Annotated in this window: 15 protein-coding genes and 3 pseudogenes; 8 read left to right on the top strand and 10 right to left on the bottom strand. The window is 70.4% G+C overall.

What is annotated here, in order from left to right; translation table 11 throughout:
* Window positions 1-8: 8 nt before the first annotated feature.
* A pseudogene (locus ACFVV1_RS16525) lies at window positions 9-1,782 on the bottom strand (alpha-L-fucosidase); the annotation flags it as partial.
* Between the two features lie 218 nt (window positions 1,783-2,000).
* Complete coding sequence (locus ACFVV1_RS16520) at window positions 2,001-2,492, bottom strand: MarR family winged helix-turn-helix transcriptional regulator (protein WP_389989894.1); 492 nt, start codon at window positions 2,490-2,492, stop codon at window positions 2,001-2,003.
* Between the two features lie 82 nt (window positions 2,493-2,574).
* Here ACFVV1_RS16520 and ACFVV1_RS16515 point away from each other — a divergent pair, with 82 nt between their 5' ends.
* The 5 genes from ACFVV1_RS16515 to ACFVV1_RS16495 all read left to right on the top strand — a co-directional run bounded on the left by ACFVV1_RS16515 (window position 2,575) and on the right by ACFVV1_RS16495 (window position 8,237).
* Entirely contained in the window at window positions 2,575-3,120 is a 546-nt protein-coding gene (locus ACFVV1_RS16515; RefSeq protein ID WP_389989893.1) for a carboxymuconolactone decarboxylase family protein, read from the top strand.
* 395 nt (window positions 3,121-3,515) lie between these two features.
* Window positions 3,516-5,381, top strand: a complete 1,866-nt coding sequence (locus ACFVV1_RS16510; RefSeq protein ID WP_389989892.1) for a hypothetical protein — start codon at window positions 3,516-3,518, stop codon at window positions 5,379-5,381.
* A gap of 76 nt (window positions 5,382-5,457) precedes the next feature.
* Window positions 5,458-6,363, top strand: a complete 906-nt coding sequence (locus ACFVV1_RS16505) for a metal-dependent hydrolase (RefSeq protein WP_389989891.1) — start codon at window positions 5,458-5,460, stop codon at window positions 6,361-6,363.
* A 2-nt stretch (window positions 6,364-6,365) separates the two neighbouring features.
* Window positions 6,366-7,448, top strand: a complete 1,083-nt coding sequence (locus ACFVV1_RS16500) for a PDR/VanB family oxidoreductase (protein WP_389989890.1) — start codon at window positions 6,366-6,368, stop codon at window positions 7,446-7,448.
* A gap of 66 nt (window positions 7,449-7,514) precedes the next feature.
* Window positions 7,515-8,237 (top strand): TetR/AcrR family transcriptional regulator, encoded by a 723-nt coding sequence (locus ACFVV1_RS16495; RefSeq protein WP_389989889.1) that lies wholly within the window; start codon window positions 7,515-7,517, stop codon window positions 8,235-8,237.
* A gap of 13 nt (window positions 8,238-8,250) precedes the next feature.
* Here the strand turns inward: ACFVV1_RS16495 and ACFVV1_RS16490 are convergent, their stop codons facing one another.
* Entirely contained in the window at window positions 8,251-10,287 is a 2,037-nt protein-coding gene (locus ACFVV1_RS16490; protein WP_389989888.1) for an ATP-binding protein, read from the bottom strand.
* 119 nt (window positions 10,288-10,406) lie between these two features.
* Window positions 10,407-10,786: pseudogene (locus ACFVV1_RS16485) on the bottom strand (alpha-1,6-glucosidase domain-containing protein); the annotation flags it as partial.
* Window positions 10,787-11,315: 529 nt separating this feature from the next.
* Here ACFVV1_RS16485 and ACFVV1_RS16480 point away from each other — a divergent pair.
* Window positions 11,316-11,456, top strand: a complete 141-nt coding sequence (locus ACFVV1_RS16480) for a hypothetical protein (protein ID WP_389989927.1) — start codon at window positions 11,316-11,318, stop codon at window positions 11,454-11,456.
* Window positions 11,457-11,687: 231 nt separating this feature from the next.
* Here the strand turns inward: ACFVV1_RS16480 and ACFVV1_RS16475 are convergent.
* The 6 genes and pseudogenes from ACFVV1_RS16475 to ACFVV1_RS16450 all read right to left on the bottom strand — a co-directional run.
* A pseudogene (locus ACFVV1_RS16475) lies at window positions 11,688-12,288 on the bottom strand (transposase); the annotation flags it as partial.
* 104 nt (window positions 12,289-12,392) lie between these two features.
* Complete coding sequence (locus tag ACFVV1_RS16470; RefSeq protein WP_389989887.1) at window positions 12,393-13,502, bottom strand: LacI family DNA-binding transcriptional regulator; 1,110 nt, start codon at window positions 13,500-13,502, stop codon at window positions 12,393-12,395.
* Window positions 13,487-15,163 (bottom strand): alpha-amylase family glycosyl hydrolase, encoded by a 1,677-nt coding sequence (locus ACFVV1_RS16465; protein WP_389989886.1) that lies wholly within the window; start codon window positions 15,161-15,163, stop codon window positions 13,487-13,489. Before ACFVV1_RS16465 ends, ACFVV1_RS16470 begins: the two co-directional genes overlap by 16 nt.
* 101 nt (window positions 15,164-15,264) lie before the next feature.
* Window positions 15,265-16,158, bottom strand: a complete 894-nt coding sequence (locus ACFVV1_RS16460) for a sugar ABC transporter permease (RefSeq protein ID WP_389989885.1) — start codon at window positions 16,156-16,158, stop codon at window positions 15,265-15,267.
* A complete protein-coding gene (locus tag ACFVV1_RS16455) occupies window positions 16,155-17,171 on the bottom strand; it encodes a carbohydrate ABC transporter permease (RefSeq protein ID WP_389989884.1) in 1,017 nt (338 codons plus the stop codon). Before ACFVV1_RS16455 ends, ACFVV1_RS16460 begins: the two co-directional genes overlap by 4 nt.
* 19 nt (window positions 17,172-17,190) lie before the next feature.
* Window positions 17,191-18,465, bottom strand: coding sequence for an extracellular solute-binding protein (locus ACFVV1_RS16450; RefSeq protein ID WP_389989883.1), 1,275 nt, complete (start codon window positions 18,463-18,465; stop codon window positions 17,191-17,193).
* Window positions 18,466-18,822: 357 nt separating this feature from the next.
* Here ACFVV1_RS16450 and ACFVV1_RS16445 point away from each other — a divergent pair, with 357 nt between their 5' ends.
* Window positions 18,823-19,890, top strand: a complete 1,068-nt coding sequence (locus ACFVV1_RS16445; RefSeq protein WP_389989882.1) for a LacI family DNA-binding transcriptional regulator — start codon at window positions 18,823-18,825, stop codon at window positions 19,888-19,890.
* Window positions 19,891-19,976: 86 nt separating this feature from the next.
* On the top strand, window positions 19,977-20,921 hold the full coding sequence (locus ACFVV1_RS16440; RefSeq protein WP_389989881.1) for a phosphatase PAP2 family protein: 945 nt from the start codon (window positions 19,977-19,979) through the stop codon (window positions 20,919-20,921).
* The last annotated feature ends 14 nt before the right edge of the window (window positions 20,922-20,935 follow it).

The following is a 20,935-nucleotide window of genomic DNA, read 5'->3' as shown; positions in this document are numbered from 1 at the left end:
CACGGCGCCGTGGTCAGGTGCAGTGTCGTCGCCCCCAGATGCGGTGTCGCCCGGGACTCCAGCACCTTCACCCGTACCGAGGTGGCGGTGACCGGCGCGGCCAGGGGCAGGATGCGGCGGTGGCCGATCGTCGTGCCCTCGGCGATCCGCTGCCAGGTCCCGCCGATCCGGGCCTCCACGGCGAACTTCTCCACCCGCTGCCCGTGCCGGACGTCCTCCCGGACGGCGACCCGGTCGAAGGTGTACGGGGCCGGGCCCTGCTTGCGTACGTCGGTGCCGCAGCGCCCGGTCTGACCGTCAACCCGGAGACGCAGAGCCGCCCAGCGCTCCGCGCCTCCGGGTCAAGGATGACCTTCACCCCCGCCCTGAAGGGCGGAGCACTGGCCAAGATCAGAGGTAGATCCGTCGTACGTCGGAACCGAAGGCGGTCAGTGACGCGACATCGGCGTCGGCGATCCGGCCGTCCTTGTTCGGCGGGACGTTGAGCAGCAGGGAGGCATTGCGGCCGACGCTCTTCTCGTACAGGTTCATCAACTGGCCCGGGGTCTTGGGCTTCTCTTCCGGGTGGTGGAACCAGCCGGGCCTGATCGAGACGTCGGCCTCGGCCGGGTACCACTGCAGATACTTGGTCGTCGGGGCAAGGAGCTTGGCCCGGGAGCCGATGTCGGGGTCGGTCGAATCGTTGGGGAGGCTGCCGAGCCCCGTCCACGGGTCGGTGGTGTGCGGGGTGACGCTCCACTCGGTCTCGCGGGCGATGCCGCTCTCGTTGCCGACCCAGCGCACGCCCTGCGGGCCCTGGAAGACGACGGTGTTCGGCGAGAGCGCCTTGACCATGTCGAACCACTGCTTGACGTTGTACTTCTGCGTGATGCCGGAGCCGGACCAGGGGTTGGCGCCGTCGAGCCAGAGTTCCTCGATCGGCCCGTACTGCGTGAAGAGTTCGTAGAGCTGGTTGAGGTAGTACGCGTCGTAGTCGTCGGCCATCACCTCGAAGGTGGGCAGCTTGCCGCGCCCGACCGCGGCGGCCCGGTCGTCGCCGGGGACGAGGGTGGGGATGGTGCGCTGCGTGACCGCGCTGCCGTTGCCGAAGCGGCCCTCACCGGCCGGGGCGCGGTCGCCGTCCTCCAGGGCCATGCGCTCGGGCAGGCTGAGCGGCTTGCCCTCGGCCTGCTTCTTGCGGATCGTGTCGACCCACTGCGCGTGCCAGGCGTGCGGGAGTTCGGCGCCGCCGGAGGGCGAGAGGTAGAGCCCGACCTTCAGGCCCGCCTTGCGGGCGGCCTTCACGTACGCGGCCACGACATCGGGGCTGCCGGGGCTGAGCGCGACCGAGTGGTCGGTGTACCGGCTCGGGTAGAGCACGAAGCCGTCGTGGTGCTTGGCGGTGAGCATGACCTGCTCTACACCGGCGGCCTTGTAGGCGCGCATCCACTGGTCGGCGTCGATGGCCGTGGGGGCGAAGAGCTTCTCGTCCTCCGTGCCGGAGCCCCACTCGTGGCCGGTGAACGTGTTCATCCCGAAGTGCGTGAAGGCGGTGACCTCCCGCTGCTGCCAGGCGAGTCGACCGCGGGTGGGAACGATGTTCGCGGCCTTCTCGATGATCCGGTCCGGGCTGTCGCAGGACTCGACGGTCATCTGCGAGGCGGGCTTCACGGGCGCGGTGCACGGAGTGCCCGGCGGCGCCGACCGCTGGTCCACGGGCTGCTGCGCGATGGCCTGTACGGGGACGAGCGCGGCGGCCGCCGCCAGTGCGAGCGCACTGAGCACACGGGTACGTCGTGCCATGGTTCCCTCCCATTCCCGACCAGCATTGGTCGGATCTCTTGGGTGTCGACGTGCGCATGTTGCCGCACAGGACGACCCTCGGGAAGGATGTACACAACATACGTCCTATCTCTCGCTCCTAAAGTCCAAGCGTGGGCCGGGACCGGAGCCCGGCACCCGCGCCCACTCCGGTCACCGAACCATCCCGGCGCGCCCGGAGCCCGGCACCGGCGCCCGCCTCAGTCACCGAACCAGCCCGGCACGTCCAGCCGGAACGCGCCCCCGGGCGCCATGGTGCGCAGGTCGTCCTCCAGTGCGCGCACCCGGTCCTCGCCGAGCACCCGGACCCAGTCGGCGCGCAGCCGGTCGAACCCCTCGGCCGACTTGACCAGGAGGTCGAAGCCCCGCGCGGTCAGCCGTACGAGCTTGCGCCGGCCGTCCTCCGGGTCGTCGACGCGCTGCACATATCCGAGCCCCTCCAGCTTCTCGACGGTCTTCCCGGCGGCCTGCTTGGAGACCCCGAGCCGGCGGCCGATCTCGCTGGCGGTCGCGCCGTCACGGCCGACGGCCTGGAGCGCGTAACCGTACGCGGGGCGCGTGTCGGGGAAGCCGCACTCGGCCAGCTCACGGTGCAACTCATCGATGATCGACCGGAATCCGGCGAACAGCAGCATGGGCAGCTCAAAGCCCGCCACGGCACTCCCGGACGGCTCCGCTCCCGGCTCAGCCATTGCAGAACTCGACAACCTGGTTTACTTTTTCGTCAATCACGTTGTCGATTTTAGCGTGAGCATCCGCCACGAGAGGTCACCCATGTCCGCGTCCGCTTTCCCCGGCCACACCCTCGAAACCGCCCCTCCTGCCGCCCGCCGCACCATGGAGGCGGTGACGAAGAAGCAGGGATATCTGCCCGCGGCCGTCGCCCGGCTCGCCACGTCGCCGGAGCTGCTCGACGGCTTCCTGCAGATCAGCGCGATCTTCGAGTCGACCACCCTGGACCCACTCTCCCGCGAGGTCCTGATCCTGACGATGGCGACCCGCAACGAGTGCCACGTCTGCGTCGCGATGCACACCGCGAGGCTCACCGCACTCGGCGCGGACCCCGAGCTGATCGGCGCCCTGCGCGAGCAAGGGGTCGTTCCGGACGAACGGCTGGAGGCGGTACGGCAGTTCACCCTGTCCGTGATCGCGACGTCAGGAGCCGTGGACGACGCGACGCTCCAGGCGTTCCTGGCCCACGGGTACACCCCCCGCAACGCGCTCGAAGTGGTCCTGGGCATCGGTGCGTACACGATGTCGACGCTGGGCAACCGGATGACCGGGGCGCCGATGGACCCTCACATGGCCGCCTTCGCCTGACACTTGACCGTCTCATTCAGCCGGGGAAGGGCGGCCCCGCTCAGTGAGCGCGGCCATGCCCTGCCACCCGGTCGCGGCGGTCGAACGGATGGATCGGAACAAACCGCCGTACGCCCCATGCCCGCCCCTCCCCCGTCATTGACGTACGCACCGCACACACCGGTTGTCACATGCCCGACCATGAACAACACCGAGGAGTGCGGACCATGACGGAACCTTCCCTGCCCTTCAACTCCTCCCCACTGTCGCGGCGTACGCTGCAGCGGGCTGCGCGGCACGGCCGAGCTCAGCGGGTGGCAGCTGGTGCGAGGGGCGCGCGTGGATGGCACCGCGGCGCATCGCACGACACGAATGCGCCGGGGTGACCATCGCACCATTCGCTCGTTCTGCCGAACGTGCGACCACTGCCAGAGGTACCTTCCGCAGCCGCCCCGGCCGATGGGGAGCAGGCCGGGGCCGCGCTCGTCGAGCACTATCCGCGCCTGGTCCGCCTCGGCTATCTCGTCCTGCCGCCGTCCCTCGGCAGCCACCGCCGCGTTCTGGCGGCGCACGCCCTGGCCCAGCGGTCCCTGCTGTCGGGGCGCCGGGCAGGGTATGCGTACGTCCGCGTGCGGTTGCTGCGTGCGGCGCTGGAGACGGGCCGTCCACGGCTTCGCCGGCTGCCACCCCTCCTCCCGCTGGCGTGGGGGCTGCGACTGTTCCCGCACTCCGGCGGAGCGGAGGAACTCGCCCTGGAGCAGGCCCTGTCGGCGCTCTCCGGTCCCGGGCGCGCCGCATACGTCCTGCGCGGTCTGGAGCGGCTGACCGATGCGGAGGTACGGCGGGTGCTCGCCGCTGCCGGGGTGGCGGATCCGCATGCGGCGCTCGCGGCGGCGGAGGGCGTGTCGGCACCGTACGAGCTCCTCGGATCCCCGGAGTTCGATCCCTGTTCGCTCCAGGCCCGGCCGCCGGATCTGCTGCGCCGCCGTCAGTACGCGAAGGCGGCGGTGGCGGCCGTCGCGGCGCTGCTGGTGTGCGGGGCGCTGCTGGGGCTGCCGGGCCACGGCTGGGGGCGCGACGCTCCGGCCGTGGCGCCGTACGCCCGGAACACCGCCGTCGAACAGGCCCTGGACCCGGGCGGGTTGACCCGCGTTCCGGCGACGTTCTGGTGGCGCTCGCCCCGTACCGACTTCACCTCCTGGCCCACCCGTGGCGACCACGCCGGGGACCTCCGGCTGCTGCACCGCGCGCTCACCGTGTGGGCGCACCCGGACAGCGCGGTGAGCCTGTCGGCGACGCCCGGGACGCCGGTCGGGCCGCCGATGGGGGCGCCGCAGCTGCTGTATGCGGGCGGGGTGGACCGGGCGACGGTGGTGCTGTTCTACGACGGGCTGCGCGTCGTGCGGTACGCGGAACCCCGGGACGCCGCACCGGACCGGGGCGTGGCGCTCGACTTCGCCCGGGTCGACAGTGCCGACAGGGCCTCGTCCGGCGCCCTGATCGTGGGTCGCACGGGCGGCCGGGTCCGCTACCTCACCGCGCCCTGGGTGCGTGCCGTGTCCGTACGGGATCTGCTCGCCCCGGGCGGCGCCCCGCGGCCGCTGCACCGCACCGCCGATGGGGTGACCGCCGCACTGAACAGCCCGGCGACGGCCCGGAGCTGCCGCTCCTGGGACGCGATCGAGCTGCGCGACGGCCCGGTGTTCCGGCTGATGACGGACCTCGGCGAGCTGACCCCCGCCCGGCTGACGTCGGGCCCGCCGACCGCGCCGCACGACGTCTCCGGGCGGGCGGAGCGGGACAGCTGGGCGCGGACCGCCTGCCTGCTGCCCGCGGTCCGTTCGCACGGCGTGCGGTCGGTGAACTCCTGGCAGTACGCCGAGCAGCCGCTGCCCGAGGACAACGGCTCGGCGAGCTGGCTCTGCACCCGCGCGGAGACCTGGCGGGGCACCGGAAGCCGGGTCCTCGCCCAGTTCCAGGCCCCGTCGGCACCGTCCGTGGCGACCGGCGGCCCGCCCGGGGCGGTCGCGGCCCGGGCCGAGGACTCGCCGGCCTGCGGGATGCGTGATCCGCGGGTGCTGGCCGGGGTGCTGTGGAAGTCGCACGGCGGGCGCTGGTACGTACTGGCGGCGGGCAGCGAGCAGTTCGCCTCGCTGACCACGTCGGGCGGGGTGGAGGGGCGGTCCGACAGCCGGCTCCTCGCCGTACCGGCCAGGGCGGGCGACCGGGCACGGCTGAACGGGACGCTGACGGACGGCAGTCGGGTGGGCGCCCTGCGCTGACTCCCGGCGCCCGGGAGGCGGGGAAATTCACCGCACGCCCCTGTTACCCCGGCTTACCCATCAGTACATTGACAATATGTCTAACACGCAGCCAGCGCCGGTCGCGTCGGAGCGGACGCAGCTCAAGGCCCGCAAGGTCTCCTTCACCTGGGAGAAGACACCCCTGCACTGGGTGCCGGGCGACCCGTTCACCACGCACACCATCAACGTGCTCCATCTGCTGCTGCCCGCCGGGGAGCGCTGGTTCATCCGCGTGTACCGCCAGGTGCTGCCGTACATCCACGACGAGCAGCTGCGCCAGGACGTCATCGGCTTCATCGGCCAGGAGGCCGTGCACTCGCAGGCCCATGACGATGTCCTGCCCCGCCTCAAGGAGCTCGGTCTCGATCCGACGCCGTACACCGCGCAGGTCGACTGGTTCTTCGAGAAGCTGCTGGGCGACCGGACACTGCCGCCGGGCCGGGCGCGGAAGTGGTGGCTGATGGAGCGGGTGGCGACGATCGCGGCGATCGAGCACTACACCGCGTTCCTCGGCGACTGGGTGCTGAACGCCGACGAGCTGGACCGGCGCGGCGCCGATCCGACCATGCTGGATCTGCTGCGCTGGCACGGCGCGGAGGAGGTCGAGCACCGCTCCGTCGCGTTCGACGTGTTCATGCATGTCGACGGCGGCTACCGGCGGCGGATACGGACCTGGGCCACGGCCTTCGCCGCGCTTCTCTTCCTCTGGCAGCGCGGCACACGTTTCTTCATGGCGAACGACCCGAGCCTGCTCCACGGCAAGGCGTCGTTCAAGGAGTTCTACACCAGCGGCAGGCGCGGCACCCTGCCTGCGACCGGTGATCTGCTCCGCTCCATACCGCGCTATCTGAGCCACGCCTACCACCCCTCGCAGGAGGGCAGCACCGCCCAGGCCGTCGACTATCTCGCCCACTCGCCCGCGGCCACCGCCGCCGAGGCCCGTATGACGGGACCCAGCTGACCATGCCGCTCCCCCTGCCCCGCCTGCGCACCGCCGTCCTCGTCACGGGCGTCGCACTGCTCGCCAAGCGGGCCGTGCGCCGCCGCATCCAGAACTCCCCGCTGTGGCCGCTGCCGGCCCTGGAGAACCCGGTCTCGGGCCACTCCGAACGCCGCTCGACCACCACCCGCCGCCTGCTGATCACCGAGCGGACCGCACCCGCCGAAGGCGTGGTCCAACTCCGCCTGGAGGGCGCCGACCTGCCCGCGTGGCAGCCCGGCGCACACCTGGATCTCCTGCTGCCGTCCGGACTGGTCCGCCAGTACTCCCTGTGCGGGGACCCCGCCGACCCGGGCACGTACACGATCGCGACCCGCCTGGTGGCGGACAGCCGGGGCGGCTCCCGCGAGGTCCACGCGCGGCTCCACGAGGGCGAGGAGGTCGAGGTCCGGGCCCCCCGCAACCGCTTCCCCCTCGCCGAGGCCCCCGCGTACCTCTTCATCGCGGGCGGCATCGGCATCACGCCGATCCTGCCGATGGTGCGGTCCGTCGCCGCCTCGGGCGCCGACTGGCGGCTGCTGTACGGCGGACGCTCGCGGGCCTCGATGCCGTTCCTGGACGAGATCGAGAAGCTGGGCGCGGAGGGCGGCCGGGTGACCGTCGTCGCAAAGGACGAGGCGGGCCGCCCGGACACGGCCGCGGCCCTGGCGGACACCGCGCGGGGCACGGCCGTCTACTGCTGCGGCCCCGAGCCCCTGATGGACGCGGTCGCCGCCGCACTCCCGCCCGGCCGCACCCTGCATCTGGAACGCTTCACGGCGGCGACCACGTCATCGGCCGGTTCCGGTCCCTTCGAGGTCGAGCTGCGCCGTTCCGGCCGCACGGTCCGCGTGGCGGCCGGCCAATCGGTGCTGGCCGCGGTGCGCGAAGAGCTCCCGTACGTCTCGTACTCCTGCGAACAGGGCTTCTGCGGTACGTGCCAACAGCGCGTCCTGGAGGGCGAGATAGACCACCGCGACGAACTCCTGACGGACACGGAGCGGGACGACTCGATGCTGATCTGCGTGTCGCGGTGCCGGGGCGAGCGGCTGGTGCTGGACCTGTAGCGATGCGGGGTGGTGGCCCCGGCCCGCCGTCCTTCCCCCAGCACCCCACTCGGTACCCTGTCCACCATGACGACCGGGGTGCGGCGCAGGATGGGCGTCGAGGAGCGCAGACAGCAGTTGATCGGTGTCGCGCTGGAGTTGTTCAGTCACCGCGCCCCGGACGAGGTGTCGATCGACGAGATCGCGGCCGCCGCCGGGATCTCGCGGCCGTTGGTCTATCACTACTTCCCGGGGAAACAGAGCCTGTACGAGGCGGCGCTGCGGCGGGCGGCCGACGAGCTCGCGGCGCGGTTCGTGGAGCCGCGCGAAGGGCCGCTCGGGGCACGGCTGTTGAGGGTGATGGGGCGGTTCTTCGACTTCGTCGACGAGCACGGCCCGGGGTTCGCTGCGCTGATGCGGGGCGGGCCGGCGGCCGGCTCGTCGACGGCGAACGCGATGATCGACGGGGTGCGGCAGGAGGCGTACGAGCAGATCCTGGCCCATCTGGGCGTCGAAGACCCCCCGGCGCGGCTGGAGTTGGTCGTGCGCTCGTGGGTCTCGCTGGCCGAGTCGACGGCGCTGATCTGGCTGGACGGGCGGCGGATTCCGCGCGAGGAGCTGGAGACGCAGCTGGTGCACGACTTCGCGGCGCTGGCCGCGGTGAGTGCCGCGTACAGCACGGAAATGGCGGGCATCGTGCTGCGGGTGCTCGCGCAGGAGCCGGCGGACGGGCCGTTCGGGGAGCTGTTGAACCGGCTCTCCGCTCTGGCGCCCGCCGTTCCGGCCGTTCCCGCGCAGCGGCTGCCGTGAGCGGCGGTACGGATCAGCTGAGCAGTTCGCCCTGGAGCGCGGCCGCCAGACCCACTTCCGCGTTGTCCGTCCGGCCCCGTTCGAAGGCACGCTGGTAGGCGGCGTCGCCGACGGCCGCGCGGGCCTGGCGTTCGCAGGCCTCGCGCAGCGGACCCAGTTCCGGGGTGCCGCGTTGCGGGTGGCCGACCATGCGCCAGTAGACCTGCCCCGTTCCGTAGACCCGGGCGGCGTGGGCGCCCGCGCCCTGGGCGGCGATCGCCGCGGCCAGGATGTCCAGGCCGAGCGCGATGCCGAAGCTGTCGCGCATGCGGTGCTTGCCCGCGAGCATCGAGCGGGCGTGGGCGGCGGAGGATTCGGCGTCGCCCTGGAGCAGGGCGATCAGGGCGAGTTGGTAGTCGACGTAGCTACGGGTCCAGCACTCGTCCTGGGCTTCGCAGACCGCGCGCAGGGCTTTGGCGGCTTCCGCCGCCTCGTCCAGCCGTCCCAGGCTGGTCAGGGCGAAGAGCGTGATGAGGTGGCAGCGCAGCCGGTAGGCCGACTCCAGCGGAGTGGCGGCGCCGGTGGAGCGCAGCACCCGGTCGACCAGGCGGAGGCTCGCCTCGGGGCGGCCGGTCATCAGATGGGTCAGGCCGCACAGATAGGCGGCGGCGAGAATGCCTTCGTCGGCGCCGTCGCGGGCCGCGGCCCTGGTGCACTCCCAGCCCAGGCGCCGGGCGGCCGGGTAGTCGCCCTGGAGCATGACGGTGATGCCCAGCACCCACAGGACGCGGGTGCGGTGGGGGCCCTCGGCCGGTCCGGCGTCCAGGGCGCGCTGCGCGTACTCGCGGGTCTGCGGCAGATGACCGCAGCAGCACCAGAAGAAGCCGATCCGGCCCGCCATCTCCTGGGCGGCCGCGGTGTCATGGGCCAGCAGGTGGTCGAGGGCGGCGCACAGGTCGGCGTGCGACTCGGCGATGCGGTGGTACCAGAAGATCTGGTCGTCCCCGGTCCAGCCCGCGTGGGCGTGGCGGGCCAGGCCGAGGAAGCAGGCGGCGTGCCGGTCGGCGGCGGACCGTTCCTCGCCGAGTTCGGCGAGCCACATCCGTCCGTACTCGCGGATGGTGTCGAGCATGCGGTGCCGTACGCCGTCCCGTCCGACGACGGACTTGGCGACCAGACCGCGCAGCGCCTCGGTCACACCGTCCTCGGTGAGCGGCCCCTCGGCGCAGACCTGGCGGGCCGCGGCCTCGTCGAAGTCGCCGCGCAGGACGGTCAGCCGCGCCCAGAGCAGCCGCTCCAGCGGGGTGCACAGCTCGTGGCTCCAGCCGATGGCGGTGCGCAGGGTGCGGTGGCGCCGCGGCCGGAGCGAGTCGTCGGCCGGTACGTCGAAGCGGGAGCCGATCCGTAGGGCGACCTGCTCGACGGTGTCCCGGCCGAGGGCTCCCGCCGCGAGTTCGATGGCGAGCGGAATGCCTTCGAGGCGGCGGCAGATCTCGGCGGCGGCCTCGGCGTTGCCCGGCGCGTCGAGGGCGAGTTCCGGTGCCGCCGCGGCTGCCCGGTCCCGGAACAGGGTCAGTGCGTCGCCCGCGCCCTCGACGGGCAGCGGAGGTACTTCGACAAGTTTCTCGCCCCTGATGCCCAGCGGCTGCCGACTGGTGGCGAGCACGGTGAGGCCGGGTGAGGTGGTGAGGATCTCGCCGAGCAGGTGCGCGCACGCGGAGCGCAGATGCTCGCACGAGTCGAGGACGAGCAGCAGCTCCTTGTCGACGAGCCATTCGCACAGCGCGTCGATGGGCATGCGCAGGGTGTGGTCGCAGAGCCCGACCGCGTCGGAGACGGTCGCGATGAGCAGTCCGTCGTCATGCAGCGGCGACAGGTCCGCCCACCAGGTCCCGTCGCGGTGTCCGGGCGCCGCCTGCCGGGCCGCGCGGACGGCGAGCCGGGTCTTGCCGACACCGCCACTGCCGGTGAGGGTGGTCAGCCGGTGCGTGGCGAGGGTGTGTTCGAGCCGGGCAAGTTCCGCTTTCCGTCCGACAAAGCTCGTTGTCTCCTCGGGAATGTTGCTCGCCATGGTCACCGTCGCCGAAACAGGCGGACCGGCCGGTCCCGGCCCGTGGAAGGGCACGCCGGGGGTGCCGTGCTGCGGCACCCCCGACGGCTTGCTACCTCTCAACGTAGTCCTGTCGGCACTCAGTTCAGGGAAAACACCGCCACGGTGCGTCCCGGGACGGTGAAGCTTCCCGAACTCCTCTCGTACGTCGCCTTCTTGACCGTAGAATCCGCGCCCGCAGCCTGGACGGGATGCAGGGCGTACCGCTTCCCCGCCAGTTGGGCGATCTGCTGGGTCGCGGCGGCGGGGGTCGCGTTGAGGACCACCACCAGCTTTCCGAGCCGCATGGTGATCACCCCTGCGTCTCGTCCTTCCCGGAGAGCGGGAAGGACAGGGCGGACTGCACCTGCCCGGTGGTAACGAGGTCGAAGTCCTTCTCCGTGGACCGGATGGTGAGCAGGTCCCGGTACGCGGCGGAGGCGCCGTCGATCTCGGCGCAGCCGGGGCTGAGTGCGGCGTCGGCACGACGCATCGGGCCAACCACCTCGGCACAACCTCGTCAAAGATGCACACGCGCCGGCCGACGGCGGATCCGTCTCGCCCAGCGCCACAGCCTCGATGGGCTGCTCGTGACTGAAACTATTTGCAGCAAACGTCTGAAAATCTACGCCGTCAGACCGTACGAGACCTCTGTCGCCAGGGCAACTGCTTTGACCAGGCCGGACTTTGGCATGTCAGGAGGCGAAGAGGCTCAGAAATCTCTTCCTCAAGTCATTGCGAAAGTGATAGCTTCTCAAGGCTTCACCAACCCAAAGAGCACTTCAACAACCCAAGGAGCTGGCGTGAAACGACGCCTCAAGACCACTGTCGGCCTGGCCGCCGGAGCCATTGCACTGACGTGTCTCAACGTGGCACCCGCCGCCGCGAATACGTCTACCACCCACTTTTCGGGCCCGACGGGATGCTCAGGGGTCAAAAGGTTCGACTACTCGGTCCAGAAGTACATTTGGGACGCCGGGTGCAGTGGCCGCTCGTCCAAATACTGGCGCGTGACCCTGACCTTCCAGTTCACCAACAGCCCGGGCAAGGTCGAGAACTACACCCTGCCGTGGCACAACATGGGAACCCCGGAGTACGGCGAGAGTTCGACTGGCTATGTGGTCGGAATGTCCAACTGGCAGTTCAAGTAGCCAGTCGGTAAACAGAGAAGGATGGGAAGGCTCCACCGTGGCCCTCCCGGTGGAGCCTTCCCAATACCCTGCTCGCAAGGAACCGATGCCCGACTCGCTCTTGAGCGGACGAGCCTCGAGGTCGGCCTCGGTCCTGCCCGAGGGTCCGTCGGCTTGCTGACGGACCCTCTCTGCTTGTTCAGGGCAGAGATTTCTGCTTGTGGGCATGTTGGTGGCCCGGCTGTCGCGTCGGTTCTGGGCCGCGTCGTGCAGGGGGCAGGCTGCGCAGGCCGGTGGCCCGCGCGGCGCGAATGCGGTCCCCGGCTCCGGCCCGCTGTCGGTGCCGCGGTTCCAGAGCGGCAATCGGGGTGTTCCGGGTGTCGGTGGCGAAGCAGGTCAGGCACATCCCGTCGGCGTCGGTGAGACGCAACTGGGCGCCGGGGTACGGACGTTCCTTGCGCACAATCAGCCGCATCCTTGCCGACCAGCCCTTGAGGCAGTCGCCGGTACGTTCGGCGACCCGGGCGCCGTCGCGGATCTCGCCGGCCGGGGCCTTCAGGACAGCGGCGTGGATGGCGTCGGTGATGGTCATGCCGACCGAGTACGACAGCCACCGTCCGCGCTGGGCGAGCCATGCCACGAACTCGTGGGTGCCGCCGCCGGAATCGGTACGGATGAGTGTCTGCCGGCCGCGCCGGCAGCGTTTGGGTAGCTGTGCGAGCGCGAGCCGGGCAGTTTCGATGTGGTCGGCCGCGGTGTCCGAGCCGGCGTTGCCCGGCCGGAGCAGTCCTGCCACCGGTTCGCCGGACCCGCCGCGGTCGTGGTCGACGAAGCCCATCAGCGGGTGGTGGCCGTAGACGGCCCGGTCGGCCGGGAGTTCCGGTACGTCAGGGCCGTAGACGGCCCGGTCGGCCGGGAGTTCCGGTACGTCAGGGCCCCACGCGTCCGACCGGCCCCTCAGACGCCGCGGACCGCGGCGGTGGATCCCCGTACCACCAGCTCCGGCTGGAACACATACTCCGCGTACGCTGCCACCGGACTGCCGCCGACCTCCTCCAGCAGGGCGCTCACCGCGGCCGCCGCCATCGCCTGTACGGGCTGACGCACCGTCGTCAGCGGCGGATCGGTGAACGCGATCAGCTGCGAGTCGTCGAAGCCCACCACCGAAACATTGCGCGGCACGTCGAGCCCGCGCTCCCTGGCCGCACGCACCACACCCAGCGCCATCAGGTCGCTGCCGCAGACGATGCCCGTGCACCCCTGGTCGAGCAGCGCACCAGCCGCGACCTGGCCGCCCTCGACGCCGAACAGCGTGGAGCAGACGAGGAGTTCGGCCTCGGCACAGCCCAGGCCCAGCAGGCTCACGGCAGCCTCGATGAAGCCCTCCCGCTTGCGGCGGGACGGCACGTAGCGCTGCGGCCCGATGGCCAGGCCGACCCTGCGGTGGCCGAGTTCGGCGAGGTGGCCGACGGCCATCCGTACGGCCGCGGAGTCGTCGGGCGAGACGAACGGGGCGTTGATCCGTTCGTTGTAGCCGTTGATCAGGACGAAGGGCACACCGCGCTCGGCGAGTGCGGCGTACCGGGCCGGGTCGGCCGACAGGTCGGCGTGCAGCCCGGACAGGAAGACGATCCCGCCGACGCCCCGTTCGACGAGCTGCTCGACGAGTTCGTCCTCGGTGGCGCCGCCGGGTGTCTGGGTGCAGAGCACCGGGGTGTAGCCGTGCCCGGCCAGGGCCTGTTCGACGGCCTGCGCGAACGCCGGGAAGATCGGGTTGGTGAGCTCGGGGGTCACCAGTCCGATCAGCCCGGCGCTGCGCTGCCGCAGCCGCACGGGGCGTTCGTAGCCCAGGATGTCCAGCGCCGCGAGCACCCGCTTACGCGTGGTGTCCGCGACGCCCGGTTTCCCGTTGAGTACCCGGCTGACGGTCGCCTCGCTGACCGCTGCCTGGCCGGCGATGTCCGAGAGCCTCGGCGCTCCACCGACCCCGGGGCCTGTCTTCCGGATCTTGCCGGGCTCGTCCGAAAAAGAGGCCCTGGGCAGGGGAACCGTCACACCGTCCACCACACCGTGGTGTCCGCGGGGAGCTCGATCTCGGCGCCGTCGGTGACGACCGGTGTGCTGGACAGCAGGACGGTGCCGCGCACGGGGATGCGTACCGGACGGCCCGTCGTGTTGATGGTGCAGATGAAGCCGGGGCGGGCGAAGATCAGCAGCCCCTCGGGGGCCTGGAGCCACTCCACCACGGTCCCGGCACCGAGCCCCGGGTGCACCCGGCGGGCGGCGATCGCGGCCCGGTACAGCTCCAGCGTGGAGTTCGCGTCGCCGGTCTGCGCCTCGACGCTCAGCGCACCCCAGCTGTCGGGCTGGGGCAGCCAGCTGCCGCCGCTGCCGAAGCCGTACGAGCTGCCCTCGCGGGTCCACGGGATCGGCACCCGGCAGCCGTCGCGGAAGCCGTCCTGGCCCGCCGCGCGGAAGAACGACGGGTCCTGGCGGGCCTCGTCGGGCAGGTCGGTGACGTCGGGCAGGCCGAGCTCCTCCCCCTGGTAGACGTACGCGGAACCGGGCAGCGCCAGCATCAGCAGGGTGGCGGCGCGGGCCCGGCGCAGGCCCAGTACGGGGTCGCCGGCCGTGCGGATCTGGGTGCCGAGGCCGGGCGGGTTGGCGAACCGGGTGGTGTGCCGGGTCACGTCGTGGTTGGAGAGCACCCAGGTCGCGGGGGCGCCGACCGGACGCATCGCGTCGAGCGAGGTGTCGATGGCCTTGCGCAGCTCGGCGGCGTCCCAGGCGGTGGAGAGGTACTGGAAGTTGAACGCCTGGTGCATCTCGTCGGGGCGCACATAGTTGGCGGTGCGCTCGACGGTCGGGGTCCAGGCCTCGGCGACGGCGATGCGGTCGCCGGGGTACTCGTCGAGGATGGTGCGCCAGGAGCGGTAGATCGCGTGGACCCCGTCCTGGTCGAAGAACGGCATGACGTCGTTGCCGAGCAGCTTGAGCTGGTCGTGGATGCCGAGGTCGGGCAGGCCGGCGGCCTTGACGAGGCCGTGGGCGACGTCGACCCGGAAGCCGTCGACGCCCATGTCGAGCCAGAAGCGCAGGATCGAGCGGAACTCGTCGGCGACGGCCGGATGTTCCCAGTTGAAGTCGGGCTGCTCGGGTGCGAAGAGGTGGAGGTACCAGTCGCCGGGGGTGCCGTCCGGGTCGGTGGTCCGGGTCCAGGCGGGGCCGCCGAAGATGGACTCCCAGTCGTTGGGCGGCAGTTCGCCGTCCGCGCCCTCGCCGGGGCGGAAGTGGTAGCGCTCGCGCAGCGCGGAGCCGGGGCCGTCCGCGAGGGCGCGCTTGAACCATTCGTGCTGGTCGGAGGAGTGGTTGGGCACCAGGTCCACGATGATCCGCAGGCCCAGGCCGTGGGCGTCCCGGATCAGCGCGTCGGCGTCCAGCAGGGTGCCGAACATGGGGTCGATGGCACGGTAGTCGGCGACGTCGTAGCCCGCGTCGGCCTGCGGCGACGCGTAGAACGGGCTGAGCCAGACCGCGTCGACACCGAGGTCCTTGAGGTAGGGGAGTCTGCCGCGTACGCCTGCGAGGTCGCCCATGCCGTCGCCGTTGCCGTCGGCGAAGCTCCGTGGATAGACCTGGTAGATCACCGCGTCCTGCCACCAGCCGGTCTGGTGGGCCGGAGCGTCGGCGGACGTGCCGGTGGAGGGGGCAGCGAGGTGCTGGGTCATGTCGTCCCTGGGGTGTCTGGGTGGGGGGCGCCGCCGGGACCGGGTCGGGATTCCGGCGACGCCGTGACTTGGTGCGTGCGGGTCGTACGGGGCGTGCTGCGTCAGCCCTTGACGGCTCCGGCGGACATGCCGGTGACCAGGTGGCGCTGGGCGAAGAGGAAGACCAGGGCCGCGGGTATCGCGATGAGCACGGACGCTGCGGTCATCGCTCCCCACTGGGCTCCGTACCGGTTGACGAAGAGCTGCAGTCCGCCCGCGAGGGTGAGGTTGTCCTCGCCGACCATGAAGGCGGAGGCGTACGCCACTTCGCCCCACGCGGTGATGAAGGAGTAGAACGCGGTGACGGCGAGGCCCGGTTTGGCGAGCGGCAGGATGAGCCGCCAGAACGTGCCGAACGGGGTGAGGCCGTCGACCTGGCCCGACTCGTCGATCTCGCGCGGGATGGTGTCGAAGAAGCCCTTCATCATCCAGGCGCAGAACGGCACCGAGATGGTGAGGTAGGTGATGACGAGGCCGGCGGGCTGATTCAGCAGCCCCATGCCGGCCATGATGTTGTAGATCGGCACGATGAGGACGGCGACCGGGAACATCTGGGTGATCAGCAGCGTCCACATCAGCCCGCGTTTGCCAGGGAAGCGGAAGCGGCTGACGGCGTAGCCGGTGGAGGCGGAGACGATGACGCCGAGAAGTGTGGTGAGCCCCGCGATGAGCAGGGAGTTGCCGAACCAGGTCAGGAACTTCGTGTTCTGGATCAGGTTCGTGTAGTTCTCGAACGTCGTCTCTTTGAAGAAGTCCGTGGTCGTCGTGTACGCGGCGGGCTTCAGCGAGGTGAGCAGGACCCACAGCACGGGGAAGACGGCGATCACGGACGCGACGATGAGTGTGAGATGCAGCCCGACGGAGGCGATCGGCGAACGCTCGCCGCGCAGCCGGACCTTGCGCACGGAGTGCCGTGCGGGGGTCGCCGGGGCGGCGGTTGCGGGGGCGGTGGTCACCAGTCGTCTCCCTGGGTGCGCAGGACTCGCCGGTAGACGGCAGCGAAGATCATCAGGAGTACAAGGATCAGCACGCCCCAGGTGGAGGACTGCGCGAAGTCGCGCGGGCTGATCTCGAAGGAGAACTTGTACGCCTGGGTGACCAGGATCTGGGTGGCTTCGCCGGGTCCGCCGCCGGTCAGCAGGTAGATCACCGGGAACATGTTGAAGGTCCAGATGGTGGAGAGCAGGATCACCGTGGTGGAGACCGGCCGCAGTCCGGGCAGCGTGATGTGGCGGAACCGCTGCCAGGCGGTGGCGCCGTCCATCTCCGCGGCCTCGTACTGCTCGCCGGGAATCGACTGCAGTCCGCCGAGCAGGGCGACCATCATGAACGGCACGCCGAGCCAGACGTTGACGGTGATGACGGCGAACTTCGCCCAGGTGGGGTCGTTCAGCCAGGGTATGGCGTCGATTCCGCCGCCGGAGAGGATCTTGTTGAGCAGCCCGCTGTCCTTGTTGTAGAGGAAGCGCCAGGCGAAGACGGAGACGAAGCCGGGGATGGCCCAGGGCAGGATGAGCGCCATCCGGTACGCGGAGCGGCCGGCGATCCGGCGGTTGAGGAGGTTGGCGAGGGCCATGCCGAGGGAGAAGGTGATGGCCACGCAGGAGACCGTCCACACCAGGGTCCAGCCGAGCGTGTCGAGGAACTGGGCGCCCGTGATCGCCTCGGTGTAGTTGTCCAGGCCCACGAACTTGTACGTGGCGGGCATGTGGTTGACACCGATGGACCGGGCGACGTTGCGCTCGTTGGCGTCGGTCATCGACAGGTAGATACCGCGGACCAGCGGATAGCCGATGATCACGCCGATCACGACGACGACCGGGGCGACCATGGTCCACGCGTACCAGTGCGTCGACAGGGCCCGCCTGAGCCTGCCCGGCGGCGGGGGGTTGCCAGTACCGCGGCTCCGGCCGCGGGCGACGTCGTCGCCCGCGGCCTTCGCCACCGACTGGCCGGTGTGGACAGCCATCAGCCGGCCTGCCTTCCTGTTACTTCCAGCCCTCGAGGAGCTTGCGGTAGGAGTCGCCGGTCGTCTTGACGCCCTTCTCCGGCGTGGTCTGGCCGGTCAGGACCTTGGTGTACTCGGTGACGAGCGGCGCGAAGAGGCTGCCGGTCTCCGGGATCCAGGGGCGTTCGACGGCGGTCTCGACGACGGGCTTGAAGAAGCCGACGATCTCGTTGTCGACGACGTCCTGCTTGGCGTAGGCGGAGGTACGGGTCGGCAGGAGGCTCAGCTCCTTGGTGACCTTGGCCTGGGTGTCCGCGGACGTCATGTAGTCGACGAACGCGTAGGAGGCGTCGAGGTTCTTGGAGCCCGCGTAGACGGCCAGGTTGTGACCGCCCTGCGGGGCGCCCTGCGCGGCGGATCCGGCCGGGACCGGGGCGATGCCCAGGTTGGCCTTGTCCTTGAACTCCTTGCCGGCGTAGGTGTCGGCGACGGCCCACGGGCCGTTGATCATCATGGCGACCTTGCCGTCCTTGAAGGACGTCTGCATGTTCTCCCAGCCGTCCGTGGCATCGGTCTTGGCGGCACCGGAGTCGACGAGGTCCTTGACGACCTTCATCGCCTTGACGCCCTCGGGGCTGTCGATGGTGACGGACTTGGTGGAGGCGTCGACCATGTCGCCGCCCTCGCCGTAGAGGAAGGAGAGGAACCAGTACGCGTCGTCGCCGCGCAGGTACATGCCGGTCTTGCCGGTCTTGTCCTTGATCTTCTTGGAGACGGTCTTCAGCTCGTCGACGGTCTTGGGCACCTCGACGCCGGCCTCCTTGAAGATCTTCTTGTTGTAGAAGATGCCCATGGAGTCGATGACCTGCGGCACCGCGTACGTCTTGCCGTTGTACTTGGTGGACGCGGCGGCCTGCTTCAGGAAGTCGTCCGGGTTCTTCAGCGCGGCGGTGCCGTCGAGCGGGGCCAGGTAGCTGAGGTCCGCGAACGCGGGGGTCCAGGCGACCTCGGCGCGGATGACGTCGGGAGCGTCGGAGCCGGACTGGGCCGCGTTCTTGAACTTGTTCTGCGCGTCGCCGAAGGGCACGTTGATGTACTTGATGTGGACCTTCGGGTGCTGCTTGGTGAAGTCCTCGGCGATCTTCTTGAAGACCTTGTCCTCGCTGCCCGCGGTGGAGGTGTCCCACCACGTCACCGTGCCGGAGAGCTCGCCCGAGCTCTTGCTCTTGCCCTCGGACTCGCTGTCGCTGCCGCAGGCGGTCGCCGCGAGCGCCAGGGCCGCGACCAGGGCGGTGGCTGTTATGCCACGTCGCATCTGAACTCCTTCAACTGCCGTACCGCTCCGTCGCGGCGCCGGGTCGACGTGAACGTAACAAGGATGAAAGAACACCGAAAGAGTTTGCGGAAGATTTCTGCAAGCGTCGGCGATCGTTACATTCGCGTGTCCGCACGGTTGCCGTCAAGCCTCTTGACGGGGGGTGTCGATCCCTGGCAGCGGCAGGCCACAGCCCGTAATCCAGAAGTGCGACGATCTGACAGCGGCCCCTGAACCGGTCTCGCAAGTCTTTGCAAGATGTTGCCGCGACGGGACCCCGGACCTCCTCACAGGCACGGTCGCCCGATTCCTGCGGATGGTGGGCAATCCGACATACGCCCGGTACAGTCCACTTCCATGACCGCACGGCTTGCCGATATCGCAACTCAGGCGGGGGTCAGCGAAGCGACGGTCAGCCGTGTACTGAACGGCAAGCCCGGTGTTGCAGCGGCCACCCGTGAATCCGTCCTCGCCGCGCTCGACGTTCTGGGCTACGAACGTCCCGTACGGCTGCGCAGGCGCAGCGCGGGACTGGTCGGGCTGATCACGCCCGAGCTGGAGAACCCCATCTTCCCGGCGCTGACGCAGGTCATCGGCCAGGCGCTGACCCGGCAGGGCTACACCCCGGTGCTGGCGACCCAGACCCCCGGCGGCTCCACCGAGGACGAGCTGACCGAGATGCTGGTCGACCGCGGCGTCTCGGGCATCATCTTCGTCTCCGGGCTGCACGCCGACACCTCGGCCGATATGCAGCGCTACGAGCAACTACGCGCCCAGGGCGTCCCGTTCGTCCTGGTCAACGGTTTCTCGCCCAAGGTCCAGGCGCCGTTCATCTCGCCGGACGACCGGGCCGCGATGCGGCTCGCCGTGACGCACCTGGTGTCGCTCGGGCATCAGCGGATCGGCCTGGCGGTCGGGCCCAAGCGGTTCGTGCCGGTCCTGCGCAAGATCGATGGCTTCCGCGCCACCGTGCAGGAGCAGTTGAACCTCGCTCCGGCCGAGGTGGAGGAACTGATCCAGCACTCGCTGTACACCCTGGAGGGCGGGCAGGCCGCCACGTCGGCGCTGATGGAGCGGGGGTGCACCGCGGTGGTGTGCGCGAGCGACATGATGGCGCTCGGTGCGATCAGGGCCGCCCGCCGGCTGTCGCTGGAGGTGCCGCGCGATCTGTCGGTGGTGGGTTTCGACGACTCGCCGCTCATAGCGTTCACCGATCCGCCGCTGACGACGATCCGTCAGCCGGTGACGGCGATGGGCCAGGCCGCCGTGCGCACCCTTCTCGAAGAGATCGGCGGCACACCCGCCCCGCACAGCGAGTTCGTCTTCATGCCCGAGCTGGTCGTTCGCGGTTCAACGGCCGCGGGCCCCGGCCCCGCTCCGGCCCCGGCGGCCGGACCTCCTCCAGGTTCGCACGCCCGCTCCTAGCCCGCAGTCCGGCACACAGATGTGCGGCCCGGACCCGACCGGAGGATGACCGGGCGGGAAGGACCTTTCTGGCAGACTCTGCGGCTATGGGCGAATTGAGCGTGACGTCACAGGAGGCCCGGTCGGGGGCCACCCCGTCACCCATCGTGGACGAGGCGGCCCCGACGGCGGACGCGGAGCAGAACGCCAGGCGGTGCGACAGCGGCCTGGTAAGACTTCGTTCCCCGCGTTCCCTGCGCTCCTTGCGGTCCCCGCGCCGGCCACGCGTCCGGTTCGAAGTCCTGCTGATCGCGGCCAGTTACTGGGTGTACTCGCTGGTGCGCAACGCCGTCCCGGAACAGCGGGCCGACGCACTGCGCAACGCCGACTGGATCTGGTCGGTCGAGACCTACCTGGGCATCGCCGTCGAGCAGACGGTCAACCACGCGGTGAATTCCGTGACATGGCTGATCGTAACGATGAACTACTACTACGCGACGCTGCACTTCGTCGTCACCGTCTGCGTGCTGGTGTGGCTGTTCCACCGTCACCCCGGCCGTTACGCGGCGGCCCGTCTGGCCCTGTTCGCCACCACGGCCATGGCGCTGCTCGGCTACTACCTGTATCCGCTGGCACCGCCCCGGCTGATGAGCGGCGGCCACTTCATCGACACCGTACTGGCCCATCAGACCTGGGGTTCGATGGCCTCGGGCAACTTCAAGAACATGTCGAACCAGTACGCGGCCATGCCCTCGATACACATCGGCTGGTCGCTCTGGTGCGGCCTGACCCTCTTCGCACTGGCCTCCGCGCCCTGGGCCCGCATCCTGGGCCTGCTCTACCCGACGGTCACCCTGCTCGTGATCGTGTCGACCGCCAACCACTTCTGGCTGGACGCGCTGGGCGGCATGCTGTGTCTGGCCGTCGGTCACGCGGTCTCCTACGCCTGGTACGGCTCACTGCCGCACCACCTCGCGAAGCGGGTGCCGCTGCCGCTGGAGAGGCCGCGGCCGGCGGCCGTCCTGTCCGCGGGCTCGGCGGGACGCAACTGAGCGGGCGCTCTTGC

Origin of the sequence: Streptomyces sp. NPDC058092, assembly GCF_042884935.1 — a bacterium.
In the GTDB taxonomy this organism is placed as follows: Bacteria; Actinomycetota; Actinomycetes; order Streptomycetales; family Streptomycetaceae; genus Streptomyces.
The sequence above is the reverse complement of the archived record's forward strand: the minus strand, read 5'-3'. Positions and strand labels throughout refer to the sequence as shown.

Bases quoted from the DNA above. Each gene is read 5' to 3' on its own strand.
- ACFVV1_RS16445 (WP_389989882.1), top strand. From the start codon at position 18,823: ATGACCGCACGGCTTGCCGATATCGCAACTCAGGCGGGGGTCAGCGAA.
- ACFVV1_RS16500 (WP_389989890.1), top strand. From the start codon at position 6,366: ATGCCGCTCCCCCTGCCCCGCCTGCGCACCGCCGTCCTCGTCACGGGC.
- ACFVV1_RS16515 (WP_389989893.1), top strand. From the start codon at position 2,575: ATGTCCGCGTCCGCTTTCCCCGGCCACACCCTCGAAACCGCCCCTCCT.
- ACFVV1_RS16450 (WP_389989883.1), bottom strand. From the start codon at position 18,465: ATGCGACGTGGCATAACAGCCACCGCCCTGGTCGCGGCCCTGGCGCTC.
- ACFVV1_RS16490 (WP_389989888.1), bottom strand. From the start codon at position 10,287: ATGGCGAGCAACATTCCCGAGGAGACAACGAGCTTTGTCGGACGGAAA.
- ACFVV1_RS16455 (WP_389989884.1), bottom strand. From the start codon at position 17,171: ATGGCTGTCCACACCGGCCAGTCGGTGGCGAAGGCCGCGGGCGACGAC.
- ACFVV1_RS16495 (WP_389989889.1), top strand. From the start codon at position 7,515: ATGACGACCGGGGTGCGGCGCAGGATGGGCGTCGAGGAGCGCAGACAG.
- ACFVV1_RS16440 (WP_389989881.1), top strand. From the start codon at position 19,977: ATGGGCGAATTGAGCGTGACGTCACAGGAGGCCCGGTCGGGGGCCACC.
- ACFVV1_RS16505 (WP_389989891.1), top strand. From the start codon at position 5,458: ATGTCTAACACGCAGCCAGCGCCGGTCGCGTCGGAGCGGACGCAGCTC.
- ACFVV1_RS16465 (WP_389989886.1), bottom strand. From the start codon at position 15,163: ATGACCCAGCACCTCGCTGCCCCCTCCACCGGCACGTCCGCCGACGCT.
- ACFVV1_RS16520 (WP_389989894.1), bottom strand. From the start codon at position 2,492: ATGGCTGAGCCGGGAGCGGAGCCGTCCGGGAGTGCCGTGGCGGGCTTT.